Here is a 21,653-nt window from a genome sequence, read left to right on the forward strand (position 1 = left end):
TGATTATAATCTATTGGTAACACATAAAACAATAAAAATATAAAAAATATCTGAAAACGATTGCTAGTTTGAGTAAAAAATGTTATAATAAATTAAAAATAAACAAGTTAGTAGACAGGTTCTAAACTTGTTTTATTATATTTTAGGAGGTAATGGAATGATTTATTCAGAAGGGGCGAAAGAATATCATATAGACGTAGCTAAAGGAGAAGTTGGAAGATATGTAATACTTCCAGGAGACCCAAAAAGATGTGCTAAAATTGCAAAATATTTTGATAATGCAGAACTAGTTGCAGATAATAGAGAATATGTTACTTATACAGGGTACTTAGATGGAGTTAAAGTAAGTGTTACATCTACAGGAATTGGAGGACCTTCAGCTGCTATTGCTTTAGAAGAGTTAGTTAACTGTGGAGCTGATACATTTATAAGAGTTGGAACTTGTGGTGGAATGCAAATGGAAGTTAAAGGTGGAGATATTGTAGTTGCTACAGGATCTATAAGAGCTGAAGGAACTTCAAGAGAATATGCACCTATAGAATATCCAGCTGTTGCAAACTTACAAATAGTAAATGCATTAGTAAAAGCAGCAGAAAATTTAAATGAAAATTATCATGTAGGAGTTGCTCAATCAAAAGATTCATTCTACGGACAACATTCACCAGAAACTAAGCCTGTAAATTATGAATTAGAAAATAAGTGGAATGCATGGATAAGATGTGGATGTTTAGCTTCAGAAATGGAAGGTGCAGCATTATTTATAGTAGGAAGTTACTTAAGAGTAAGAGTTGGAGCGGCATTCTTAGTAGTAGGTAACCAAGAAAGACAAAAAGCTGGACTTGAAAATCCAATAGTACATGATACTGAAAGTGCAATTAAAGTTGTAATAGAAGGTATTAGAAATTTAATTAAAGAAGATAAAGAAAAAGAAAATAAACAAAAATAAATTTTACAAAAGATTTGGAGGGGAATATGATGAGTAAATATAAAAGAATATTCACTATAGTAATAGACTCACTAGGAATTGGAGAGCTAGAAGATGCAAAACAATATGGAGATGTAAATGTTGATACATTAGGACATATTGCAGAATCAGTAGATAGTTTTAAAATCCCTAACTTACAAAAATTAGGATTAGCTAACTTACACAAGATAAAGCATGTTGATGCAATTGATAAACCATTAGGATATCAAATGAAAATGAAAGAAGCAAGTACTGGAAAAGATACAATGACTGGACATTGGGAAATGATGGGGTTACATATTACTACACCATTCCAAACATTTACTGATACAGGTTTCCCTAAAGAACTTTTAGATGAATTAGAAAAAAGAACAGGTCATAAAATAGTAGGAAATAAAAGTGCAAGTGGAACAGCTATCTTAGATGAACTTGGAGAACATCAAATGAAAACTGGAGATATGATAGTTTATACTTCAGCAGATTCAGTTCTTCAAATTTGTGGACATGAAGAAACTTTTGGATTAGAAGAGTTATATAGATGCTGTAAAATTGCAAGAGAATTAACTCTTAAACCAGAATGGATGGTAGGAAGAATAATTGCAAGACCATATGTTGGTGAAAGAAAAGGCGAATTTAAAAGAACAAGTAATAGACATGACTATGCTTTAAAACCTTATGGAAGAACAGCATTAAATGTTTTAAAGGATAATGGATACCAAGTTATTTCAGTTGGTAAAATAAAAGATATATTTGATGGAGAAGGTATAACAGAAGGAAATAGTTCAAAAAGCTCTGTACATGGAATGGAACAAACTATAGAAATTCAAAATAGAGATTTTGAAGGATTATGCTTTGTTAATTTAGTTGATTTTGATGCTCTTTGGGGACATAGAAGAAATCCACAAGGATATGCTGAATAATTAGAGAGATTTGATGTTAAACTTGGAGAATTCTTAAAAGGAATGAGAGAAGATGATTTAGTTATAATAACTGCAGATCATGGAAATGATCCAACTTATACAGGAACAGATCATACAAGAGAACATGTACCATTCTTAGCTTATTCACCATCAATGAAAGAAAATGGAATTTTAGAAACTGTTCCTACATTTGCAACTATAGGATCTACTATAGCTGATAACTTTGGATTAGAAATGCCAGAAGGAACTATAGGTTCATCAATTCTTGAAAAGCTTAAATAAAATTTTTTAATATAAAGGGCACTTTAAAACTATTAAAGTGCTCTTATATTTTATAATTAAAAATATAATTTATATTGAAAAAAATTAAATAAAAAATCTATAAAATTATTAATTTTAAAAAAAACTTGCGTATTTATATAAAAAATGTTATACTAATATAGTAGCCAATAAGGCACATAAAAATGAAGATTGTTTTGGAATATATTTCTTTTAAAAAAAGGATTTATCATCAAAATTAAAATCTTTAAATTTAGGAGGAATATATTATGACAGATAAGACTATAGTATGTAAAGATTGTGGAAGTGAATTCGTATTTACAGTAGGAGAACAAGAATTCTACAAAGAAAAAGGATTCGATAATGATCCAGTTAGATGTGCTGATTGCAGAAGAGCAAGAAAACAACAAAACAATAGAAGATAATTAAGATTTATATATAATTTTATATTATTAAGAAGTTTAGCGGATTCAGTTTGAATCCGTTTTTTTTATATTAAAAATAAATAAAATAAGGTAATATAATATTGTATAATATAATAAAAATTATTTTAAATTGGAGAAAAGATATGGATATAAATAAACTAAGTGCAGAAGAACTTTTAAGAGAGAGTTATGGAAAACAATTAAATACAAAGAAAAATATTTTAGAATATATAGAACTAAGTAAAATTCTTAAAAATGAAGAAGTTTTAGAAGAAAAAGTACAGGAAACTTATAATTTAATTTATAATAGTATTGAAAATTTAGAAGTAAAACCGAATACAAAAATGTATTTAAAAAATGCTTTAAAAAGTATGCTTGGAAAAAAAGTTAAAAATAAAGATCCTAAAGAAGAAAATAAATTTATTAAATTTTTTAAAAAGGCTTATCCAAAAGGAGAGAGAAGAAAAGATTTTACTTGGGTTTTAATGGACATAAATAAGATAACAGATGAGCAAATATGGACTACGTTAACATATATAAATAAAGAAATAATAAATAGAACTACTATAATAAAAAGAGATGATAAAGAAGAAATAATAAAAATGATACAAAAAGTTGCAGATAGAAAAAATATTAAGTATATAAATAGTATAAGAAGTCTAGAGAAACTAGTATCTTTATTAAAAATAAAGATTTTAGAAAAGGATGGAAAATTTAAAGTAGTTAGATACGAAGATAATCAAAAAAATATTGGGGGAAAATATGATAACTAAAAAGAAATTAAAAGAAGAAATAATAACATATGATGTAATAAATTATATTGAAGAGGATGGAACACATATAGAATATGTTGAAGTAACTTTAGCAGACAGAATTATAGATGTTTATATGGATACTAGAGAAGTAAATATAGGACTTCTAGTAAACAAAATATTAGAAGATAATTTATATATAGAAGAATAGAAATTTTAATATACATAAACTTTAAAATAACTAGAGATTTTAAAGTTAAAAGAGTTAATATAGAGAGTAAAAAAGTTACTGAACAAATTAAATAGAAATGTAAAATGAGGAAACTTAAAAGAAGTATAATACCTTATGATGGAGAATAAGATATTATACTATCTAAAATTAAGTTTCCTCCTAATTTATAATCATAATCTGATTTTGCTGTTAACGATTTTTTTAAACTCCAAGAAGCATTCCAAAGTTTAACTATATATAAATAATCGTATAATTTTGATAAATGAAAACCATCTACTTCTCCAAAGTAGCTTTTTAATAAAAACATTCTTTCATCTGTATTTAAAAACCATGAAATAGTAGCTAAATCAAAATAAATATCACAAATACCTGAAAATTCAAAATCTATAAAATAAACTTTATTATCTTTATAAAGAATATTTGATATATTTAAGTCGTTATGGCAAAGTCCTAAACTTTTATTATCTAAATATTTTTTTTCTATTAAATCAACTTTATTTAAAAAAATATCTATATCATAATCAAATTTAAAATCTAATTTTTTAAGATTATTTATATTACTTCGTATCTCTAAAAAAGGATTAAAAGTTTTTATATTATCATTTTTTATGTTATGAAATTTTTTAAGTTCTTTTGTAAGAGCTTTTAAAAATTTTTTTGATTTAAAATCATTAAATGTTAAATTGCTAGAATTTAAATATGTACTTAATAAAATTCCACTTTCGGGGTTATGATATATTTTTTTAGGAGAAAGATTTTCATTATTTAATAATTCTAATATTAAATTTTCATTTGAAAAGTCATTTTTATTTTCTTTACATGGAATCCTTAAAACATATTTTTTCCCAAAATAGTTTATTAAATAGTTATTGTTATTTAATCCACCCAGCTTTTTATATTCATGATTTTTAAAAAATATATCTATCATAATAATCTCCTTAAATTTATGATAAGGGTATTATATCATATATAATAAAAGTTTTTGTAATATAAATTTTTAGCTTGGGTAATATAGGTTTAGAAATAAATTTATATTTAAGGAGTTGGATTAAATGAAAGAGAAAAAACTAAAGAGATTTATTTTTCTTACGATAATTTTAGAAATTTTAATTAGTAATTCTTTTAGTGCTTTTTTCTCTACGACTATTATTGCTAAAGCAGATGAAATAAATAGCATTAATATAAAAAAAGAAAATATTTTAGATGATAAAAGTCCTGAAAAAGACGAGAGTTATACTGTTTTTAATGAAAATGAAAAGTTATTTAAAGATTCTGTTGTTCCAAAAGAGGTTGCAAGAATAGAAGGGGGAACAGATTTATTAGTTGAAGTAAAACTCCATTATAAAGAAAAAGCAAATGTATTTTTTAATGGGAAGAAGTATCCTTTAATTCAAGTAGATACAAAAGAATTTTTAACTGGTAGACAAACTAAATATTCTAAATTTAGAGCCTTTGTACATATAGATAAATCTAAATATACAAAAAGTCTTGGTAACTTTTATATAGAGCTTGAAGATAAAACACAAAGAGCTAATGGAGGGGAAATAATAGTAATAGGAGAGGAGGATAAGATAAGTGAACATTTAGTTGTAGATAATTATTCTGCTAAATTATATGATGGAAAAAATACTTCATATGTGCCTTTAGAGTATATGGGTTCTATTCCTAAAGATACAATAGTACGTGCTACTAATAAAGTAAAAATAGATAATAAAGAGTATTATATTCTAGAATCAGGATATAGAGTAAGAATTGAAGATTTAAAGAGTATTGAAGAAAATGATTTATTTAATACTATGAAAGAAAAAAATGAGATAAAATCTATAGAAATTTTAGAAAGTGAAAAATATTCAACAATAAAAATAAAAGAAGATTACAAGGGAGAATATGATTTAATAACTAGCTGTAATATTTATAAAGATGAAAAAAATAGTGACTTTAATGTTGAAGTTCCTATATTAAATTCTGTATATATAAGATTTGTAAATGGAAAGATAAATTCAAAAATAAAAGAAAACTTAAAAATAGATAAAGAATCAATTTTTGAAGATATGAAAAAATCAGGAGAAAATGAAATAAAATTAGGTCTTAAAAATAAATATTATGGGCATTATGGGTTTTATGATAAAGACGGATATTTAAATATAAGATTCAGAAAAAAAATAATGGATATAAAAAATTCGACTATTGTTATAGACCCAGGACACGGAATGAATAAACTAGGATTTTTAGATTCAGGAGCATTAGGATTTTCTAAAATAAATGAACATGATTTAAATAGAATGATAGCAAAAAGTGTAAGTAAACATCTGAAAAAATTAGGAGCAAATGTTATATTATTAAATACAACCAAAAAGGCATATAGTCTTCAAGAGAGACCAAGAGAGGCATATATAAATGATGCAGATATGTTTATTTCAATACATAATAATTCAGGTGGGGGAGGAAAATTAAATGCCACAGAGGATTATTATTATACATCATTTTCAAAAAATTTAGCTTTAGAAATAAATAAAGAACTTACAAAAACTTATGAAAACTGTTTATTTAATGGAATTGAAGGTGATTATAACAGAGGTGCTAAATGGGATTATTACACAGTAATTCTAGAAAAACATTGTCCTTCTGTACTGATAGAGGTAGGATATGTTGACAATAAAAAATCTTTTGAAAAACTAACAAACGAATACTATAGAGAGAAGCTTTCAAAATCAATAGTTAAAGGAATAGAGAATTATGTAAAGAATACATATTAATTTGAGATTATGATTATATAAAATCCGTAAGAATAGATTCTTACTTTATTTATGAAGAAAAAAAGAAAACGTTTTTCAATAAATATTAACTAATTAACATAAAAATGAATAATAAATTAATAAAACGAATAATAGATAATAAATTAAAAAATAAATGTAAAATTTAATCCTAAAAATTTCCGTTTTAGTAATTTAAATGTTGGGATAAAATGTTAAAAAATTATATTAAATGAGAGAAAATAGAAAAAAAAGTATAATTGATCAAAAATTAAAATATTTATAGTAAAAAAAGGAAAATATATGGAAAAAATAAAAATATAAAAATACAAGTAAATAACTCACATTTAATATAAGATAATAGCTTTATACCGTAAAAATTTAAAAATAGATAAGAAAAGAAATTTTGGAAATTTTGATATGAAATGAACAAATGAGGTAAAAATTAACCAAAAATTAGAAAACTTAATTGAATAGTAAAAAACATATGTGAAAATTTAAACAATATGAATAAATATTAGCTTATAATATATATAAAGATATTTTATATACATTAGGAGGACTATTCATGGAAACACCAAATATTTTTAGATTTGCAAGAGGCTCAGCATTAAATACTGCAATTATTGGTTGGATATTAGATTTTGTAAGCTATGGGGGAGAATTAAAAGGGTTAGGAATAGAAATCATAAAAAAAATATCAAGAAACGAGATACAAAAAATAGATAATATACAAATACTAAGTATGTATAAAAATATCTCATTAGTAATAGAGATAAATGATGATTATTTGATAACTATAGATGATATCACATTTGCTAAAAATCAAAGTAATATCTTAAAAAAGCGTAGAGATATTATTTCAAAGGATACAAAATATTTAGATAGAAAAAAATTATTTGCATACGTTCATATTGGAAATAAACATGAATATGGAGTAGGATGCGATAATTGTTACGTTTTAAGCAGAGATGAACTTTTAGAGATGATTAAGCCTTATGAAGAAAAGAATAAAGAATTGTTAGGAGAATATGTAGATTACCTTAACTTTTTAAATGAATTTACATTAAAATATAAAACAGAGCAAGACTTCTGTAATTGGCATAGACTTTCTTGGGAAGGGTATTTTAATGAAATGCAAGATAGCTTAAATGAATCTGATTCTAAATGGGAAACATTCACAAGTAAAGAAGGAGATTCTATAAGCTTTGAATGGAATAGAAAATCAAAAAAATATAAATTGTCTACAGGAGAAGAAATAGAATATTTTGTATATCTTATGATAGAAACAAAATTACCATGTAGATATAAATATAATTATAATGAAAATAAACCCTACTTACTTTTTAAAGTAGAAGTGTCAGAAACAAAATATAAATCTGAAATAAGGAATTATGTTTGGAATATAATAAATGATATAAAAGATAAATATGAAACAGATGAGTTATTTATAGAAAAGACAAGTCATGCTATAGGTACACATATGACTCTTGGAAGAATAGAAGAAATTAAGACAAAAGAAAAATTAGAAGCATGTGTAGACATTGCGGAAAAAATAATATCAGATTTAGATAAATTAATATAATAATATAAAAAGTGAAACGAAAGGAATTTTTAGTTTCACTTTTTTGTAAACAAAGTATTAATTAATATAAATGACATAAAAGCTATAAAAATAATAAGATAATTGTATATGAATATGTAATTATTTTTAAAAAGTAGGTGGATTAATGATAAGTAAAAGGAAATTGGCAGGTGGAATTATTATTATAGTTTTATGTATTATTTTATCAATATTAATTATAAATCATAATATAAATAAACATAATAGAGAAATAGAAAATGCAAAAATATTAAGTAATGAATAGAAGCAAAAAGTTATAATAAAATATAGATAAAAAGTCATTACAGGTAGAAACTATAATGACTTTAATATAAATTATTTAGAAAGATTGTTTAAAATATTTTTAAGTTTTAAATTAATCTTTTTTTTAGTATATCGACATTTATGATAAGGAATGTTATAAATTTCAGAATATCTTTTTAATGGACATTTTAAATCTGTAGAAATAAGAAATTTACAAAGTCTTTTTTCTTCAAAATCTAAATATTCAATTGCACTTAATATTGTATTCTCAGAAAATTCTTGTATAAATAAATCTTCAATTAAAATATTATCGTCAGGTATCAAATCTATGATCTCACAATCACAATCTTTTGCATAAGAATTTAAACTTACAGGAGCATTATCAGAGGGATTTTTCTTACATAATAAAGCTAAATTATTAGAAAGAGTTTTTTTTATATAGAGAGGAAAACAACCATCAAGTCTAAACTTATAAATAGCATTTAAAATACTAAGATTGCAATGCTGCAATAAATCTTCATCTGTATGACTATAAATATTATGATATTTTCTTATGAGAGAAATACAAAGAGGATAGTATGCATTAATAATTAGTTCTCTACAATATTTATCTCCTTCTTTAGCTTTCTTTATAATTTCTGTAGTAATTAAATTTTTGTTGTAAATAGAATTATTTCTTTTAACCATATGAACCTCCTAAAAATATAAATAAATTACATAAAATGTAAATATGTTAATAACATTTTATAATATAAAAAGTACGTAGTCAACGTATAAAATGTTTTATTTAAAAGAAAATTTAAACTGAGATTAAGTGAATTAAATAGAGAAAAATACATTAATTATTAATAGATTGGATAACAAATAAATATGTAATGATAATTTAATTTGAAAGTATATAAACTAAGTTTATAAGTTTCTTACAACTTATAGAGACATAAAGAAATATAAAATGCTAAAATAAAAATGTATTTATATGAAAAGAGGGAGAATTTAGAATATTTATTTTGTATTTATAATAAAAAAATTATATTTTAAAAAATAAAATAGCCTCTGAAATTTATGTATAAATCGGAAAAAATAAAATTTTATTAAAGAAAAAATTAATTCTGATGGATATAATGTTAGGATAAAAGTAGGTTATTATAGTGGCAAAACAATAATACATATTATCCTAATATATAAAAAATATAGAAAATAATAAAGGAGAATAAAGAAGAGTGAAGAATCAATTAGTTCATCATGAAGGGTAAGTGATTAATAGTGAGTGAAAAATTAAAAGAAAATACAGTAAAAACAATAATTAAAGAGAAAGAAATTGTTTTTAATGAAAATTGTATTTTAGGTGGAGATAAAGATTTCTTTATAAACAGACTTAGTGAATGTTTTTTAAAAGCAAAAAAAATAGATATAATTGTAGCATTTTTAAGAGAAACGGGAGTAAAATTACTAAAAAATGATTTAGAATTAGCAAAAAATAATGGAGTTAAAATAAGAATTCTAACTGGAAATTATTTAGGCATAACAGAACCTTCCGCTTTATATCTTATGAAGGATATTTTGAAAAGTAAATGTGATATGAGATTTTATGCAGATTCAAAAAGGTCATTTCATCCTAAAGCATATATTTTTCATTATGAAGATGGAGGTGGAGAAATATTTATAGGTTCATCTAATATTTCATTATCTGCATTAACAAAAGGTATAGAGTGGAATTATAGATTAAAAAAAGAAGATAATATAGAGGATTTTAAATATTTTTGTTATGCTTTTGAAGATTTATTTTTAAATAATTCTATAGTTTTAAATGAAAATGAATTGAAAAATTATTCAAGACAATGGAAAAAACCAAAGGTTTATAGTGTTAAAGAAATTGAAGAAGAGGTAGAAAAAGAAAAAGTAATTAATATATTTTCTCCTAGAGGAGCACAGATAGAAGCATTATCAGGCTTAAATAAGCTTAGAGATGAAGGAATGGATAAGGGAATTGTTGTTGCATCAACAGGAATAGGAAAAACATATTTAGCAGCCTTTGACTCTTTAAAATATGAAAAAGTTTTATTTGTAGCCCATAGAGAGGAAATATTAAATCAAGCAGAAATTATTTTTAAAAATGTGAGAGAAAATTTTAAAACAGGATTTTTTAGAGGAAATACAAGAGATTTAAATGTAGATGGACTTTTTGCGTCAGTACAAACTTTAGGGAAAAAAGAATATTTGAATGAAAATTATTTTAGTAGAGATTATTTTGATTATATAGTAATTGATGAATTTCATCATGCAGTAAATAAAAATTATATTAATATAATAAATTACTTTAAACCAAAATTTTTATTAGGAATAACAGCTACTCCAGAAAGAATGGATAATAAAGATGTATTTCAAATTTGTGATTATAATATAGCATATGAAATAAGGCTTACTGAAGCTATAAATAAAGGATATTTATGTCCATTTAGATATTATGGAATATATGATGACTCTGTAAATTATGATAATATAAATTTAAATAGAGGAAGATATAATGAAAAAGAATTAGAAAAATCTTTAATGATAGATAAAAGAGCTAATCTTATTTTAAAACATTATAAAAAATATAATTCAAAACAATGTATTGGATTTTGTTCATCTAAAAATCATGCAGAATATATGGCAAAATATTTTAATGAAAATGGGGTAAAAGCATGTGCTGTATATAGTGGAGTAGGGGAAAATAGTATAAATAGAAGTGAAGCTATAAAAAAATTAGTAAATGGAAATATACAAATAATCTTTTCAGTTGATATGTTCAATGAAGGAGTAGATATAAAAACTTTAGATATGGTAATGTTTTTACGTCCAACTGAATCTTCTACAATATTTTTACAGCAGTTAGGAAGAGGATTAAGATTAGATAAGAATAAAAAATATGTTAATGTGCTAGATTTTATAGGAAATTATAAAAAGGCAGATATGATACCAAGTTTGATCGGTGGGAAAAGAAAATGTAATGAAAAAGGAAACAATCCTAATGAATTTGAATATCCTGAAGACTGTATTGTAGATTTTGATTTTGAGTTAGTTGATATTTATAAAAGGTTATTATCAAAAGATATTAAGATAAAAGACTTAGTTAAAGAAGAATATTTTAGGATAAAAGAAGAGTTAGGACATAGACCAAGAAGAGTTGAATTTATAAAAGGAATAGATGGGGAAATTTACTTTTAAATTCTGATGGTTATAAATTAATAAATTATATAGAAACAACATTAATGTCAAAAACATATAAAATGCCAATATTATTAGGAATATATAATAATGGGATAATGAAAGGTGAGATTGATGAGAATGATATTTATATTTCAATGAAAGAGTTCTATTCAAAAGCTTCAAATAAGATAGATATAATAGATTCAAAAAATAATAAAGAAATTGAGTGGAATAGAGATAGATATATAAAGAAAGCTAAAGAAATGCCTATAAAATATTTGATTAAAAGTGGGGAAGAATTTTTTGAATATGAAAAAGGAGTTTTTAAAATAAAAGAACCTTATAAAAACTTAATTAAAGATAATTTATTTAAAGATAATTTTATAGATTCAATAGAAATGAGAGTTTTAGAATATTATAAAAATAGAGGACTAAAAAATATAGAATAATATATTATGGATAAAAATATATACGAGGTGAAAAATGAAAAAATATAATAAATTAGTTAGAGATTTAATACCTGAAATAATACAAGCTGATAATAAAAAATGTAAAACAAAAATAGTAGAAGGAAAAGAAAAAGAAATTTATTTAGAAAATAAATTACAAGAGGAAGTAAATGAATATTTTCAAGATAAGAATTTAGAAGAATTAGCAGATGTAATGGAAGTATTATTTGGATTAGCAGACTCCTTAGGATATACAGAAAAAGATTTAATAGAAAAAAGAAATGAAAAATTGAAATTAAGAGGAGGTTTCAAAAAAGGAATAATTTTAGAAGAAGTTAATTAGATATATTTATTAAAATATATGGAAATATATTGAATTATAGAACTGAAATTTGATATAATTATGTTATATTATGGTAAAGGATGGGATAATATGAAGTGGTTTTATGATTCAAAAGAATGTAATTTTATTAATCTTGATAAGATTTTTAAAGTTGAATTTTATTGGAGAGGCGAGGAATTAGTTGCTAGTTTAGATGATAGTGTGGTGGCTATAAAACTAGAAGAAATTTCAAATTCAGATGAGAAAAAAGAAATAGTAGATCTTATAAAAAACAAATTTGAAAATTTCTTAAATGGAGATAAAAGTGTATTTGACATTAGACATTATTTATCAAGAAAAGATATATATAATATAAAAGAATTTCTTAAACAATAGAAGTTAAATAGTTTTAATTAAAAATACCTACTTTTTAAAGTAGGTATTTTTTATAAATATAAAACTTGATGTTAATTTAGAAAATTAAAATATTATAAAAATATAGTTATATTTAATAAAAAGTAATAATTTAGTTTTTTACAGTTTTTATTAAAAAATAATGTGTTTTTATAGAATAAAATAAAGTTAATACTAAAGATGTTAAACTATTAAAAAGCTATATTAAGGGGGCAATTAATTTGATAGAGCTTATTTCAGTTAGTAAAGAGATTAATGATAAGTATTTACTTAAAGATATAAATTTAAAAATTAGAAAAGGAGATAAAATTGGAATAGTAGGAGCAATAAGTTCAGGAAAAACTACTTTACTAAGAGTTATTCTTGATATATATAATGTAACGAAAGGCAAAGTAAATATAAAAAATATAGAATCTAAAGATATTGGATTTATGCCTTCTAATAAAGGATTATATGAAGAGCTTACAGTATTAGAAAATATTGAATTATGTACTTCTTTAAATTTATTTAATACTAAAGAGCTTTTAGAGCTTTCAAAAAAAATTGAGATAATAGAATATCTCAATAAAAAAGTAAAAGATACTTCAAGAGGAATACAACAAAAAGTAGCACTTCTAATAGCATTAAGTAATAATCCTAAATTAGTTGTTTTAGATGAACCAATTTCAAATTTAGACATGAAAGATAGAATAAGTATAATTAATTTCCTAACTGAATATGTAAAAGATAGAACACTTATAATAACATCTGATAATTTAAATGATATTGAAGAGCTTTGCGATAAAGTAGTATTTATCAAAGATGGAAAGATTAACTCAGATGATTTTATTTATAATATTATAGATGAATTTTCAAATGGAGAAATAGAAATTTATTTTTTAAGACAAGTAAACGATAGTATAAAAGACATTTTAAAAAAAGAATTTATTAATATTGAAATTGGATTTAATAGCATAAAATTTAATAAAAGAGATATAGAGCTTAATTTTATACTAAAAAGAATATTAGAATTAAATCTAGATATACTTGAGATTAGAAGAGATAATATTAAAGAAAGTAAAATTAATAACTAAAGAATTAATATGTAATAATAAATTTTTATTTTATATTTTAAATAGTTAAAAAGTAAAGGTTATAAAAATACTACACATATTTTATATTGTAGTATTTTTTTATTATATAAATATTTATATAATAAAAATAATGTATAAATTGTAAATGAAAATTTACCTTTGTAAATATATATTGAAATTTACATTTATATAAAATTTTAATCTATATTTACAAATTTAATATTATTTATTAATTAATAAAATATATATTCTATTAATTAATAAAAAAATACATATAATAGAGTAAAGATTAAAGAAAACAATTTGTTAATAATAGTAAATAATATTGTTTTGCATTTACAGAATGTGAGATAATTCATATGTATTTTAATAAATTCAGTAGTTATCATATAGAAATTTTTATTTTTTAATATATAACTCCTTTAGGGATGAATTTTAATTAAATATCTTATTGCTTAAAGTGTTACTAAAAAAAATAAAATTTGGAGGTAACAAACTTGAAGTTCAATAAGGTTTTGTCGTATGTAACGCTTATATTTTTCTTTTTTACGATTTTAGGAAATGTAATTCCTGTAGAGGCATATGCAGATACATTAAATCCTTTTAATGTATCTACAACAATTAATGGTAGTTCTGTAGATAACTTAGGGACATTAAATATTGCAAATGGCAGTACATTAAGTTTAAAATTTGATATACAACCTAGCTATAATGTTCCTGTTAAAGCTGGAGATAAAATCACTATACAATTGCCAAAAGTATTTTCAAATTTAAGTCTTGATACATCAAATATAAGTAAATTCTTTGATATTGAGAGAAAAGGAAATGAATTAACACTTATAGCTAAACAAGCTGCAACTACTATGTTAAATGCTTTTTTGACTATAGGTGCACAACTAAAAAATGATAAAGAAGATACTACAATTAATGAGCCTTTAAATGTAGATGGTACAACTCATACAATTAAAATAAATGTGGAAAAACCATATATACCAACTCCACCTAAGTCTGATTCATCAGATAATAAAGGTGAAACAGGAAATGTTCCACTTCAACATATAATAAAAACTGTTGAAGGAAATAAGAGTATGATTATACCTGATTTAAATGGATCAAATAACACATTATCATATGAAGTAGAAATAAATACTACAGATATGAATGGAAATATTAATTTTACTGATAAAATGCCAGAAGGATTACAGTTAAATCCTGATAGCATTATGATATTTTCATTCGATCATGGAATGCATAATTTAACAAGTGAATTGGGAAAAACTATAAAATTTAGTGATGATAATAATAAAATAATTATGAGTGGTTTTAAACCTAATACAATTTATTATTTAGATTATTCAGCAGAAATTCCTTTACAATTTGCAAATAGTAAAGAAAATTACAAAATAAGCAATACAGCCTATTTAAATAATTATAATTCGACAGCAGATGTAACTATAAATACTTTACCACCTAAAATAACACCAGAGCAGAAAGAGAATATGATTCATAAATGGAGTAATCAAGAGACTTTTAGTAATATTGGAGATAATATCGAATATACCTTAGAGATTAATCCAAGTTATAATAGGTTACAAAATGCAAAATTAATTGATAAACTTCCAGAAGGATTAGAATTAGATCCTGATATGAATAAAGTATTTAATTATTCAGTTTCAGATGTTAATGGAGGGGCTGCATTTAAGTTAAATATATATGAAATAAATAAAGATGGAAGTGTTAAAACAATACAAAGTTTCCAAGATCCTGATGGAACTTTGTATTATAATCTAAAAACTAATACTATAGAGGCTGATTTAGGAAATACAGCATATAAGTTTATGTTTTGGTATAACACTAAAGTTACTAAGCTTCAAGCAAGTATAACTAATAATGCGACTTTTTCTTATAATAGTATGAAATCAAGTTCATCAGCTACTTCAACTTATACAAGTTCATCAGGAGCAATACAAGCTTGGAAAACAGTTAATAAGGCTACACTTATTGAAGGAGAAAATCCAGATGTTCAATATCAAATACATGTTAAAGCATATGGATTTTATCCTAAGAATTATATAACTATAAAAGATTCTTTAGCTAAAGGAATTAAGTTAGAAAGTGTAGAAGTTCCACAAGGATTTACTTATAAAGTTGAAGGAAACACAGTTATTGCAACTAATTCAGGAACATCATTTATAGCTGGTCAGTCAGCTGTTGTAAAATTGAATTGTTCTTTAGCAGATTTTAAAGGTGGAACGACTATATACAATCAAGCTCAAGTAAATGGATATAATACAAATAAGGTAAATACTAAAAAAGGATATGCATTTACAGCCGTTAAAGAAAATGCAGAAAATAATAATCAAAAATTAGAGAGTGCAGTATATGGGGTATACTCCGCGACTAATAATAAACTTCTTTATGATGTAACGTCAAATGCAAATGGGGAATTGACAGGTCAGATTAAAGAACCAGGTGATTATTATTTAAAAGAAATAAAAGCACCTAAAGGTTATGAATTAAGTAAAGATAAAATACAATTTAAAATAACAAGTGAGGATATAGGTACTACTGTTAATTTAGGAAATATTTATGATAATGAATTGACTTCTAAAATTACAGTTAAAAAGCTTTCAATAGAGACTAATAAAACTCTTAAAGGAGCAGAATTTACAATAACAAATTCTAATGGACAAGTAATAAAAACTATTACTACAGGAGAGAATGGTATTGCAACTGCAGACTTATATCCAGGAACATATACTATTAAAGAGGTAAAAGCTCCAATAGGATATGTAAATAGTAATTACACAAAAACTTTCACAGTTGCTTTTGGAGGAGAAGATAATCAAGAGTTTACTGTAAAAGATAGTGAAGTACTAGGAAAATTATTAATAACTAAAATAGGCTCTAATGGAGTAAAACTTAATGGAGCAGAATTTAAAGTTACAGGACCTAATGGATTTAGTAAAATTGTGACAACAGATACAAATGGAGTCGCAAATTTAGAAAATCTACAATGGGGAACTTATAATATACAAGAGGTAAAAGCTCCTATTGGATATAAATTAAGTAATAAAATACAATCTGTAATAATAAATTCGCAAAATTGTGAAAATACACAAAATATCATTTTTAATGATACTCAAATATTAGGGAAGTTAAATATAACTAAGACAGGGAAAGATGGAGTAAAACTTGCAGGAGCAGAGTTTACAGTAAGTGGACCAAATGGATTTAAGGAAGTTGTAACTACAGATAAAAATGGAGTTGCAAATTTAGATAATTTACAATGGGGAACTTATAAAGTCCAAGAAACAAAGGCACCAGAAGGATATAACTTAAATAATGAAGTTCAAACTGTTCAAGTAACAAGTTCAAGTGTTGGACAAGTACAAAGTTTAACATTCAATGACTCACAAGTTTTAGGAAGATTAAATATAAATAAAATTGGAGAAAATGGAATTAAGCTTGCAGGAGCAGAATTCACAGTAAGTGGACCAAATGGATTTAAAGAAGTTGTGACTACAAACAAAGATGGAGTTGCAAGTTTAGAAAATTTACAATGGGGAACTTACAAAGTACAAGAAACTAAAGCGCCAATTGGATATAAACTAAGTAATGAAGTTGAAAGTATAAAGATTAATTCAGAAGATGCTTCACAATTACAAAGTTTAGTATTTAATGATTCACAAATTTTAGGTCAGTTAAGTATATTTAAAACTGGAGTAAATGGGTCTAGATTATCTGGAGCAGAATTTAAAGTTATAGGACCAAATGGATTTAATAAAATTGTAACAACAGATAAAAATGGTGTTGCAAGTTTAGAAAATTTACAATGGGGAACTTATAAAGTACAAGAAACTAAAGCTCCAGAAGGATATAACTTAAATAATGAAGTTCAAACTGTTCAAGTAACAAATGCAAGTGTTGGTCAAGTACAAGATTTAACATTTAATGATACTCAAGTTTTAGGTAAATTAGATATAACTAAAATAGGAAAAGATGGGGTAAAACTTGAAGGAGCAGAATTTGATGTAACAGGACCAAATGGGTTTAATAAAATTGTGACAACGAACAAAGATGGAGTTGCAAGTTTAGATAACTTACAATGGGGAACTTACAAAGTTCAAGAAACTAAAGCACCACAAGGTTATAAATTAAATGAAAACACTCAATCTATAGTTATAAATTCAACTGATGTTTCAAATATTCAAAACATAACAGTTGTTGATGGACAAGAAACAGGAAGTTTAACTATTACAAAAGAAGGTCCAAATAAAGAAAAATTATCAGGAGCTGTTTTTGAAATAACAGGACCAAATGGATTTGATAGAGAAGTTACAACAGGAGACAATGGAAGTATTAGTTTAAGTGGTTTACCTTGGGGTACTTATACAATTAAAGAAGTTAAGGCACCACAAGGATATGAATTAAATAATAAGCCACAAAAAGTAGAAGTAAATGCAAGTAATGTTAAGTTAAATCAAAACTTAATATTTACAGATGCAAAATTAAATGGAAGTATAAAAGTAACTAAGCTAGGAAAAGACGGAGCGAAGCTTGCAGGAGCAGAGTTTACTATAACTGGAGAAAATAACTTTAAAAAAGTTATAACAACAGATATAAATGGAGTAGCTACTTTAAATAATCTTCCTTGGGGTACTTATACAATTAAAGAGACTAAAGCACCATTAGGATATAAATTAAGTGATAAAACACAATCTGTAACAATAAATTCAGAAGATGTTTCACAAGTGCAAAGTTTAACATTTAATGATACTCAAATCTTAGGTGAGTTAAATATAATTAAGACAGGAAAAGATGGAGTAAAACTTGAAGGAGCAGAGTTTACAGTAAGTGGACCCAATGGATTTAAAGAAGTTGTGACTACAAATAAAAATGGAGTTGCAAGTTTAGAAAATTTACAATGGGGAACTTATACAATTAAAGAAACTAAGGCTCCATTAGGATATAACTTAAATAATGAAGTTCAAACTGTTCAAGTAACAAATGCAAGTGTTGGTCAAATACAAAGTTTAACATTTAATGATACTCAAATCCTAGGTAAATTAAATATAACTAAAATAGGAAAAGATGGAGTGAAACTTAAAGGAGCTGAATTTACAGTAAGTGGACCAAATGGATTTAAGGAAGTTGTGACTACAAATAAAAATGGAGTTGCAAGTTTAGAAAATTTACAATGGGGAACTTACAAAGTTCAAGAAACCAAAGCTCCATTAGGATATAACTTAAATAATGAAATAAAAACTGTTCAAGTGACAAATGAAAGTGTTAGTCAAGTACAAGATTTAACATTTAATGATACTCAAATCTTAGGTAAGTTAAATATAACTAAGACAGGAAAAGATGGAGTGAAACTTGAAGGAGCAGAGTTTACAGTAAGTGGACCAAATGGTTTTAATAAAATTGTGACAACGAACAAAGATGGAGTTGCAAGTTTAGATAACTTACAATGGGGAATTTATACAGTAAAAGAAGTTAAAGCACCTCAAGGTTATTTACTTGATAGTTCATCAAAGGTTATACATATAAATTCAACTAATGTTGAAAAAATACAAAGCTTATCATTTGAAGATGTAAGAATGACAGGAAACTTAGAAGTAACTAAGTTAGGAAAAGATGGAGTTAAGCTTGCAGGAGCAGAATTCCAAATAACAGGAGAAAATAACTTTAATAAAGTTATAATTACAAATAAAAATGGTATAGCATCATTAAATAATCTTCCATGGGGAACTTATGAAGTAAAAGAAATAAAAGCACCATTAGGATATAAATTAAGTGATAAAACACAATCTGTAACAATAAATTCAGCAGATGTTTCACAAGTACAAAGTTTAACATTTAATGATGTTCAAATATTAGGACAATTAAATATAACTAAAATAGGAAAAGACGGAGTTAAGTTAGAAGGAGCACAATTTACTATAAGTGGACCAAATGGATTTAAAGAAGTTGTAACTACAAATAAAAATGGAGTTGCAAGTTTAAATAATTTACAATGGGGAACTTATACAATTAAAGAAACTAAGGCTCCATTAGGATATAACTTAAACCCTAATGATTATACAGTTAAAATTGATTCTAATAATGCAAATGTAAGTCAAAATATTGTTATTGCTGATGGACAAATTACTGGAAGCATAAAAATTACTAAAGAAGGAGCTAATAAAGAAAAATTAGCAGGTGCTACTTTTGATATAACAGGACCAAATGGCTTTAATAGAGCTATAACTACAGGAAAAGATGGTAATGTTAGTATAAGTGGATTAGCTTGGGGAACATATACTATAAAAGAAATTATTGCACCTCAAGGATATTTAGTAAGTAAAGAAGAACAAAAAGTAGTTATAGATTCATCTGATGTAAGCAAATTACAAGATGTAATATTTACTGATAATAAAATCTTAGGTCAAATAAATATAACTAAGACTAATATGGATGGAACTAAGAAATTAGAAGGAGCTACTTTTGATGTAACAGGACCAAATGGCTTTAACAAAGTAGTGACTACAGATAAAGAAGGTGCTGTAAGTTTAACAGGATTAGCTTGGGGAACTTATGAAGTAAAAGAAATAAAAGCACCTAAGGGATATAATTTAAATGATAAAATTCAAACTGTAACTATAAACAGTGAGAATGCTAAAATGATTAATTATTTAACTTTTAAAGATAGTTTAATTGATACTAATAAAATAGTTAATCATAATGTTACTAATAATAAATTAAATAATAAGCAAAATAATAAACAAACTAAAGAGAATGTAAAAAATAAAGAAGTTAATAAAGATATAAGTAACAATATAAATAATACTAATACTAATATAAATAATTCATCAGAAAGCCCTAAAACTGGAGATAAAAGTGAATTGCCAATAGTTTTAGTTTTACTTGGAGCCGTAATAGGATTAGTAGTTATTAATAGGAAACAAACTAAGGATAAAGCAAAATTATAGTAACATTTTAAAATATTGATATTTAAAATTAAAATTCAAAAAAGAGCTCATTTCAAAATATTAAATTTTTGATAAATGAGCTCTTTTCTTTTCAATTAATATAAAATAAATGGTTAAATAGAAAAGGAGGTTTTATATGAAGTTAATTAAGAATATATTAAATGTAATTTTAGTTTTAATTATAGTGCTTTGTTTCTACAAAATAGCAGTAAAACAAATTGATTATTATAAAGCTAATAAAGAAAATAGTAATATTCAAAAGATAATGGAAATCCAAAAGCCAAATGAAAATTTATTAAATAAAGAAAAAGAACTTTCTAGCATAAATAGTGATTATAAATTTTGGATTAAAATACCAGGAACTGAAGTAAATTATCCTGTTGTTCAAACTGATAATAATTCATATTATTTACATCACAATTTTAAAAATGAAGAAAGTATAGAAGGAAATTTATTTATATACAATAAATACAATGAAAATAGTTCTAGAAATATTTTGATATTTGGACATAATATGAGAAATGGAAGTATGTTTGGAAGTTTATGGCCATATAAAGATACGAATTTCTTTAATAACAATAAGTACATATATATAATTCAAGGAGATTATATATATAAATATGAAATATTTGGAGATGCAGTAGTTCATGCAGACAATCCATATTTAAAAGTAAACTTTAAAAATCAAGAGGAATTTATAAATTATATTAATGACATAAAATCAAAGGCATATTTTTGGAGAGATGTTCAAGTTAATGAAGATACAAAATTGCTGACTTTATCAACTTGTAGTTATGAGTTTGATAATGCAAGATTTGTTATTATATCAAAATTAATTAGTAAAAATAAAGTAGATAAAACAGAGTTAGTGAAAGTAAATTCTAACGGAAAAACATCTAAATTAATAAAATTTGAATATATGCTTAAAGAATATTATTTAATTATAATATTAGCAGTTATAATATTAATGGCACTTGGTTTTTTATATGTAAAACTAAGAAAAAGAAATAGAAACTAGACTTATTTTAAGTCTAGTTTTT

General features: G+C 24.3%; 16 protein-coding genes and 1 pseudogene. 15 read left to right on the forward strand and 2 right to left on the reverse strand.

Annotated features, from left to right (window positions below; translation table 11 throughout):
* Window positions 1-157 precede the first annotated feature (157 nt).
* The 5 genes and pseudogenes from udp to HMPREF1092_RS03460 all read left to right on the forward strand — a co-directional run bounded on the left by udp (window position 158) and on the right by HMPREF1092_RS03460 (window position 3,551).
* Window positions 158-946, forward strand: coding sequence for a uridine phosphorylase (udp, locus tag HMPREF1092_RS03440; RefSeq protein ID WP_002597210.1), 789 nt, complete (start codon window positions 158-160; stop codon window positions 944-946).
* A gap of 29 nt (window positions 947-975) precedes the next feature.
* Window positions 976-2,166 (forward strand): annotated as a pseudogene (gene deoB / locus HMPREF1092_RS03445) (phosphopentomutase).
* A 266-nt stretch (window positions 2,167-2,432) separates the two neighbouring features.
* Window positions 2,433-2,588, forward strand: a complete 156-nt coding sequence (locus tag HMPREF1092_RS03450; RefSeq protein WP_002597213.1) for a zinc-ribbon domain-containing protein — start codon at window positions 2,433-2,435, stop codon at window positions 2,586-2,588.
* A 143-nt stretch (window positions 2,589-2,731) separates the two neighbouring features.
* On the forward strand, window positions 2,732-3,361 hold the full coding sequence (locus tag HMPREF1092_RS03455) for a hypothetical protein (protein WP_002597214.1): 630 nt from the start codon (window positions 2,732-2,734) through the stop codon (window positions 3,359-3,361).
* Window positions 3,351-3,551, forward strand: a complete 201-nt coding sequence (locus tag HMPREF1092_RS03460; RefSeq protein ID WP_002597215.1) for a hypothetical protein — start codon at window positions 3,351-3,353, stop codon at window positions 3,549-3,551. Before HMPREF1092_RS03455 ends, HMPREF1092_RS03460 begins: the two co-directional genes overlap by 11 nt.
* A gap of 133 nt (window positions 3,552-3,684) precedes the next feature.
* Here HMPREF1092_RS03460 and HMPREF1092_RS03465 read toward each other — a convergent pair whose 3' ends face one another.
* Window positions 3,685-4,500 (reverse strand): choline/ethanolamine kinase family protein, encoded by an 816-nt coding sequence (locus tag HMPREF1092_RS03465; protein ID WP_002597216.1) that lies wholly within the window; start codon window positions 4,498-4,500, stop codon window positions 3,685-3,687.
* 124 nt (window positions 4,501-4,624) lie between these two features.
* On the opposite strand from HMPREF1092_RS03465, the gene HMPREF1092_RS16425 reads away from it, so the two are divergent.
* From HMPREF1092_RS16425 to HMPREF1092_RS17085, 3 genes are all read left to right on the forward strand, one after another.
* Window positions 4,625-6,328 carry an N-acetylmuramoyl-L-alanine amidase gene (locus HMPREF1092_RS16425; protein WP_002597217.1) on the forward strand — a complete coding sequence of 568 codons (1,704 nt, stop codon included), beginning with the start codon at window positions 4,625-4,627 and terminating at the stop codon, window positions 6,326-6,328.
* A gap of 565 nt (window positions 6,329-6,893) precedes the next feature.
* Window positions 6,894-7,910 carry a hypothetical protein gene (locus tag HMPREF1092_RS03475; RefSeq protein ID WP_002597218.1) on the forward strand — a complete coding sequence of 339 codons (1,017 nt, stop codon included), beginning with the start codon at window positions 6,894-6,896 and terminating at the stop codon, window positions 7,908-7,910.
* A gap of 145 nt (window positions 7,911-8,055) precedes the next feature.
* The gene (locus tag HMPREF1092_RS17085) at window positions 8,056-8,193 is read left to right on the forward strand and encodes a hypothetical protein (protein ID WP_002597219.1); all 138 of its coding nucleotides are present in this window, start codon (window positions 8,056-8,058) and stop codon (window positions 8,191-8,193) included.
* Between the two features lie 71 nt (window positions 8,194-8,264).
* On the opposite strand, the gene HMPREF1092_RS03480 is transcribed toward HMPREF1092_RS17085, so the two are convergent.
* Window positions 8,265-8,879 (reverse strand): helix-turn-helix domain-containing protein, encoded by a 615-nt coding sequence (locus HMPREF1092_RS03480; protein WP_002597220.1) that lies wholly within the window; start codon window positions 8,877-8,879, stop codon window positions 8,265-8,267.
* A gap of 576 nt (window positions 8,880-9,455) precedes the next feature.
* Between HMPREF1092_RS03480 and HMPREF1092_RS03485 the strand changes: the two genes are divergently transcribed.
* From HMPREF1092_RS03485 to srtB, 7 genes are all read left to right on the forward strand, one after another.
* Window positions 9,456-11,399, forward strand: a complete 1,944-nt coding sequence (locus tag HMPREF1092_RS03485) for a DEAD/DEAH box helicase family protein (protein ID WP_002597221.1) — start codon at window positions 9,456-9,458, stop codon at window positions 11,397-11,399.
* Window positions 11,400-11,443: 44 nt separating this feature from the next.
* Window positions 11,444-11,830: a hypothetical protein gene (locus tag HMPREF1092_RS17740; RefSeq protein WP_002597222.1), complete on the forward strand. Its 387-nt coding sequence runs from the start codon at window positions 11,444-11,446 to the stop codon at window positions 11,828-11,830.
* A gap of 34 nt (window positions 11,831-11,864) precedes the next feature.
* Window positions 11,865-12,173: a nucleoside triphosphate pyrophosphohydrolase gene (locus tag HMPREF1092_RS03490; RefSeq protein ID WP_002597223.1), complete on the forward strand. Its 309-nt coding sequence runs from the start codon at window positions 11,865-11,867 to the stop codon at window positions 12,171-12,173.
* Between the two features lie 90 nt (window positions 12,174-12,263).
* A complete protein-coding gene (locus tag HMPREF1092_RS03495) occupies window positions 12,264-12,548 on the forward strand; it encodes a hypothetical protein (protein WP_002597224.1) in 285 nt (94 codons plus the stop codon).
* Window positions 12,549-12,787: 239 nt separating this feature from the next.
* On the forward strand, window positions 12,788-13,639 hold the full coding sequence (locus tag HMPREF1092_RS03500; RefSeq protein ID WP_002597225.1) for an ATP-binding cassette domain-containing protein: 852 nt from the start codon (window positions 12,788-12,790) through the stop codon (window positions 13,637-13,639).
* A 497-nt stretch (window positions 13,640-14,136) separates the two neighbouring features.
* A complete protein-coding gene (locus HMPREF1092_RS03505; RefSeq protein WP_002597226.1) occupies window positions 14,137-20,613 on the forward strand; it encodes a SpaA isopeptide-forming pilin-related protein in 6,477 nt (2,158 codons plus the stop codon).
* 136 nt (window positions 20,614-20,749) lie between these two features.
* Entirely contained in the window at window positions 20,750-21,631 is an 882-nt protein-coding gene (gene srtB, locus HMPREF1092_RS03510; RefSeq protein WP_002597227.1) for a class B sortase, read from the forward strand.
* The last annotated feature ends 22 nt before the right edge of the window (window positions 21,632-21,653 follow it).

The organism is Clostridium thermobutyricum (genome assembly GCF_000371465.1).
Lineage (GTDB): Bacteria > Bacillota > Clostridia > Clostridiales > Clostridiaceae > Clostridium > Clostridium thermobutyricum.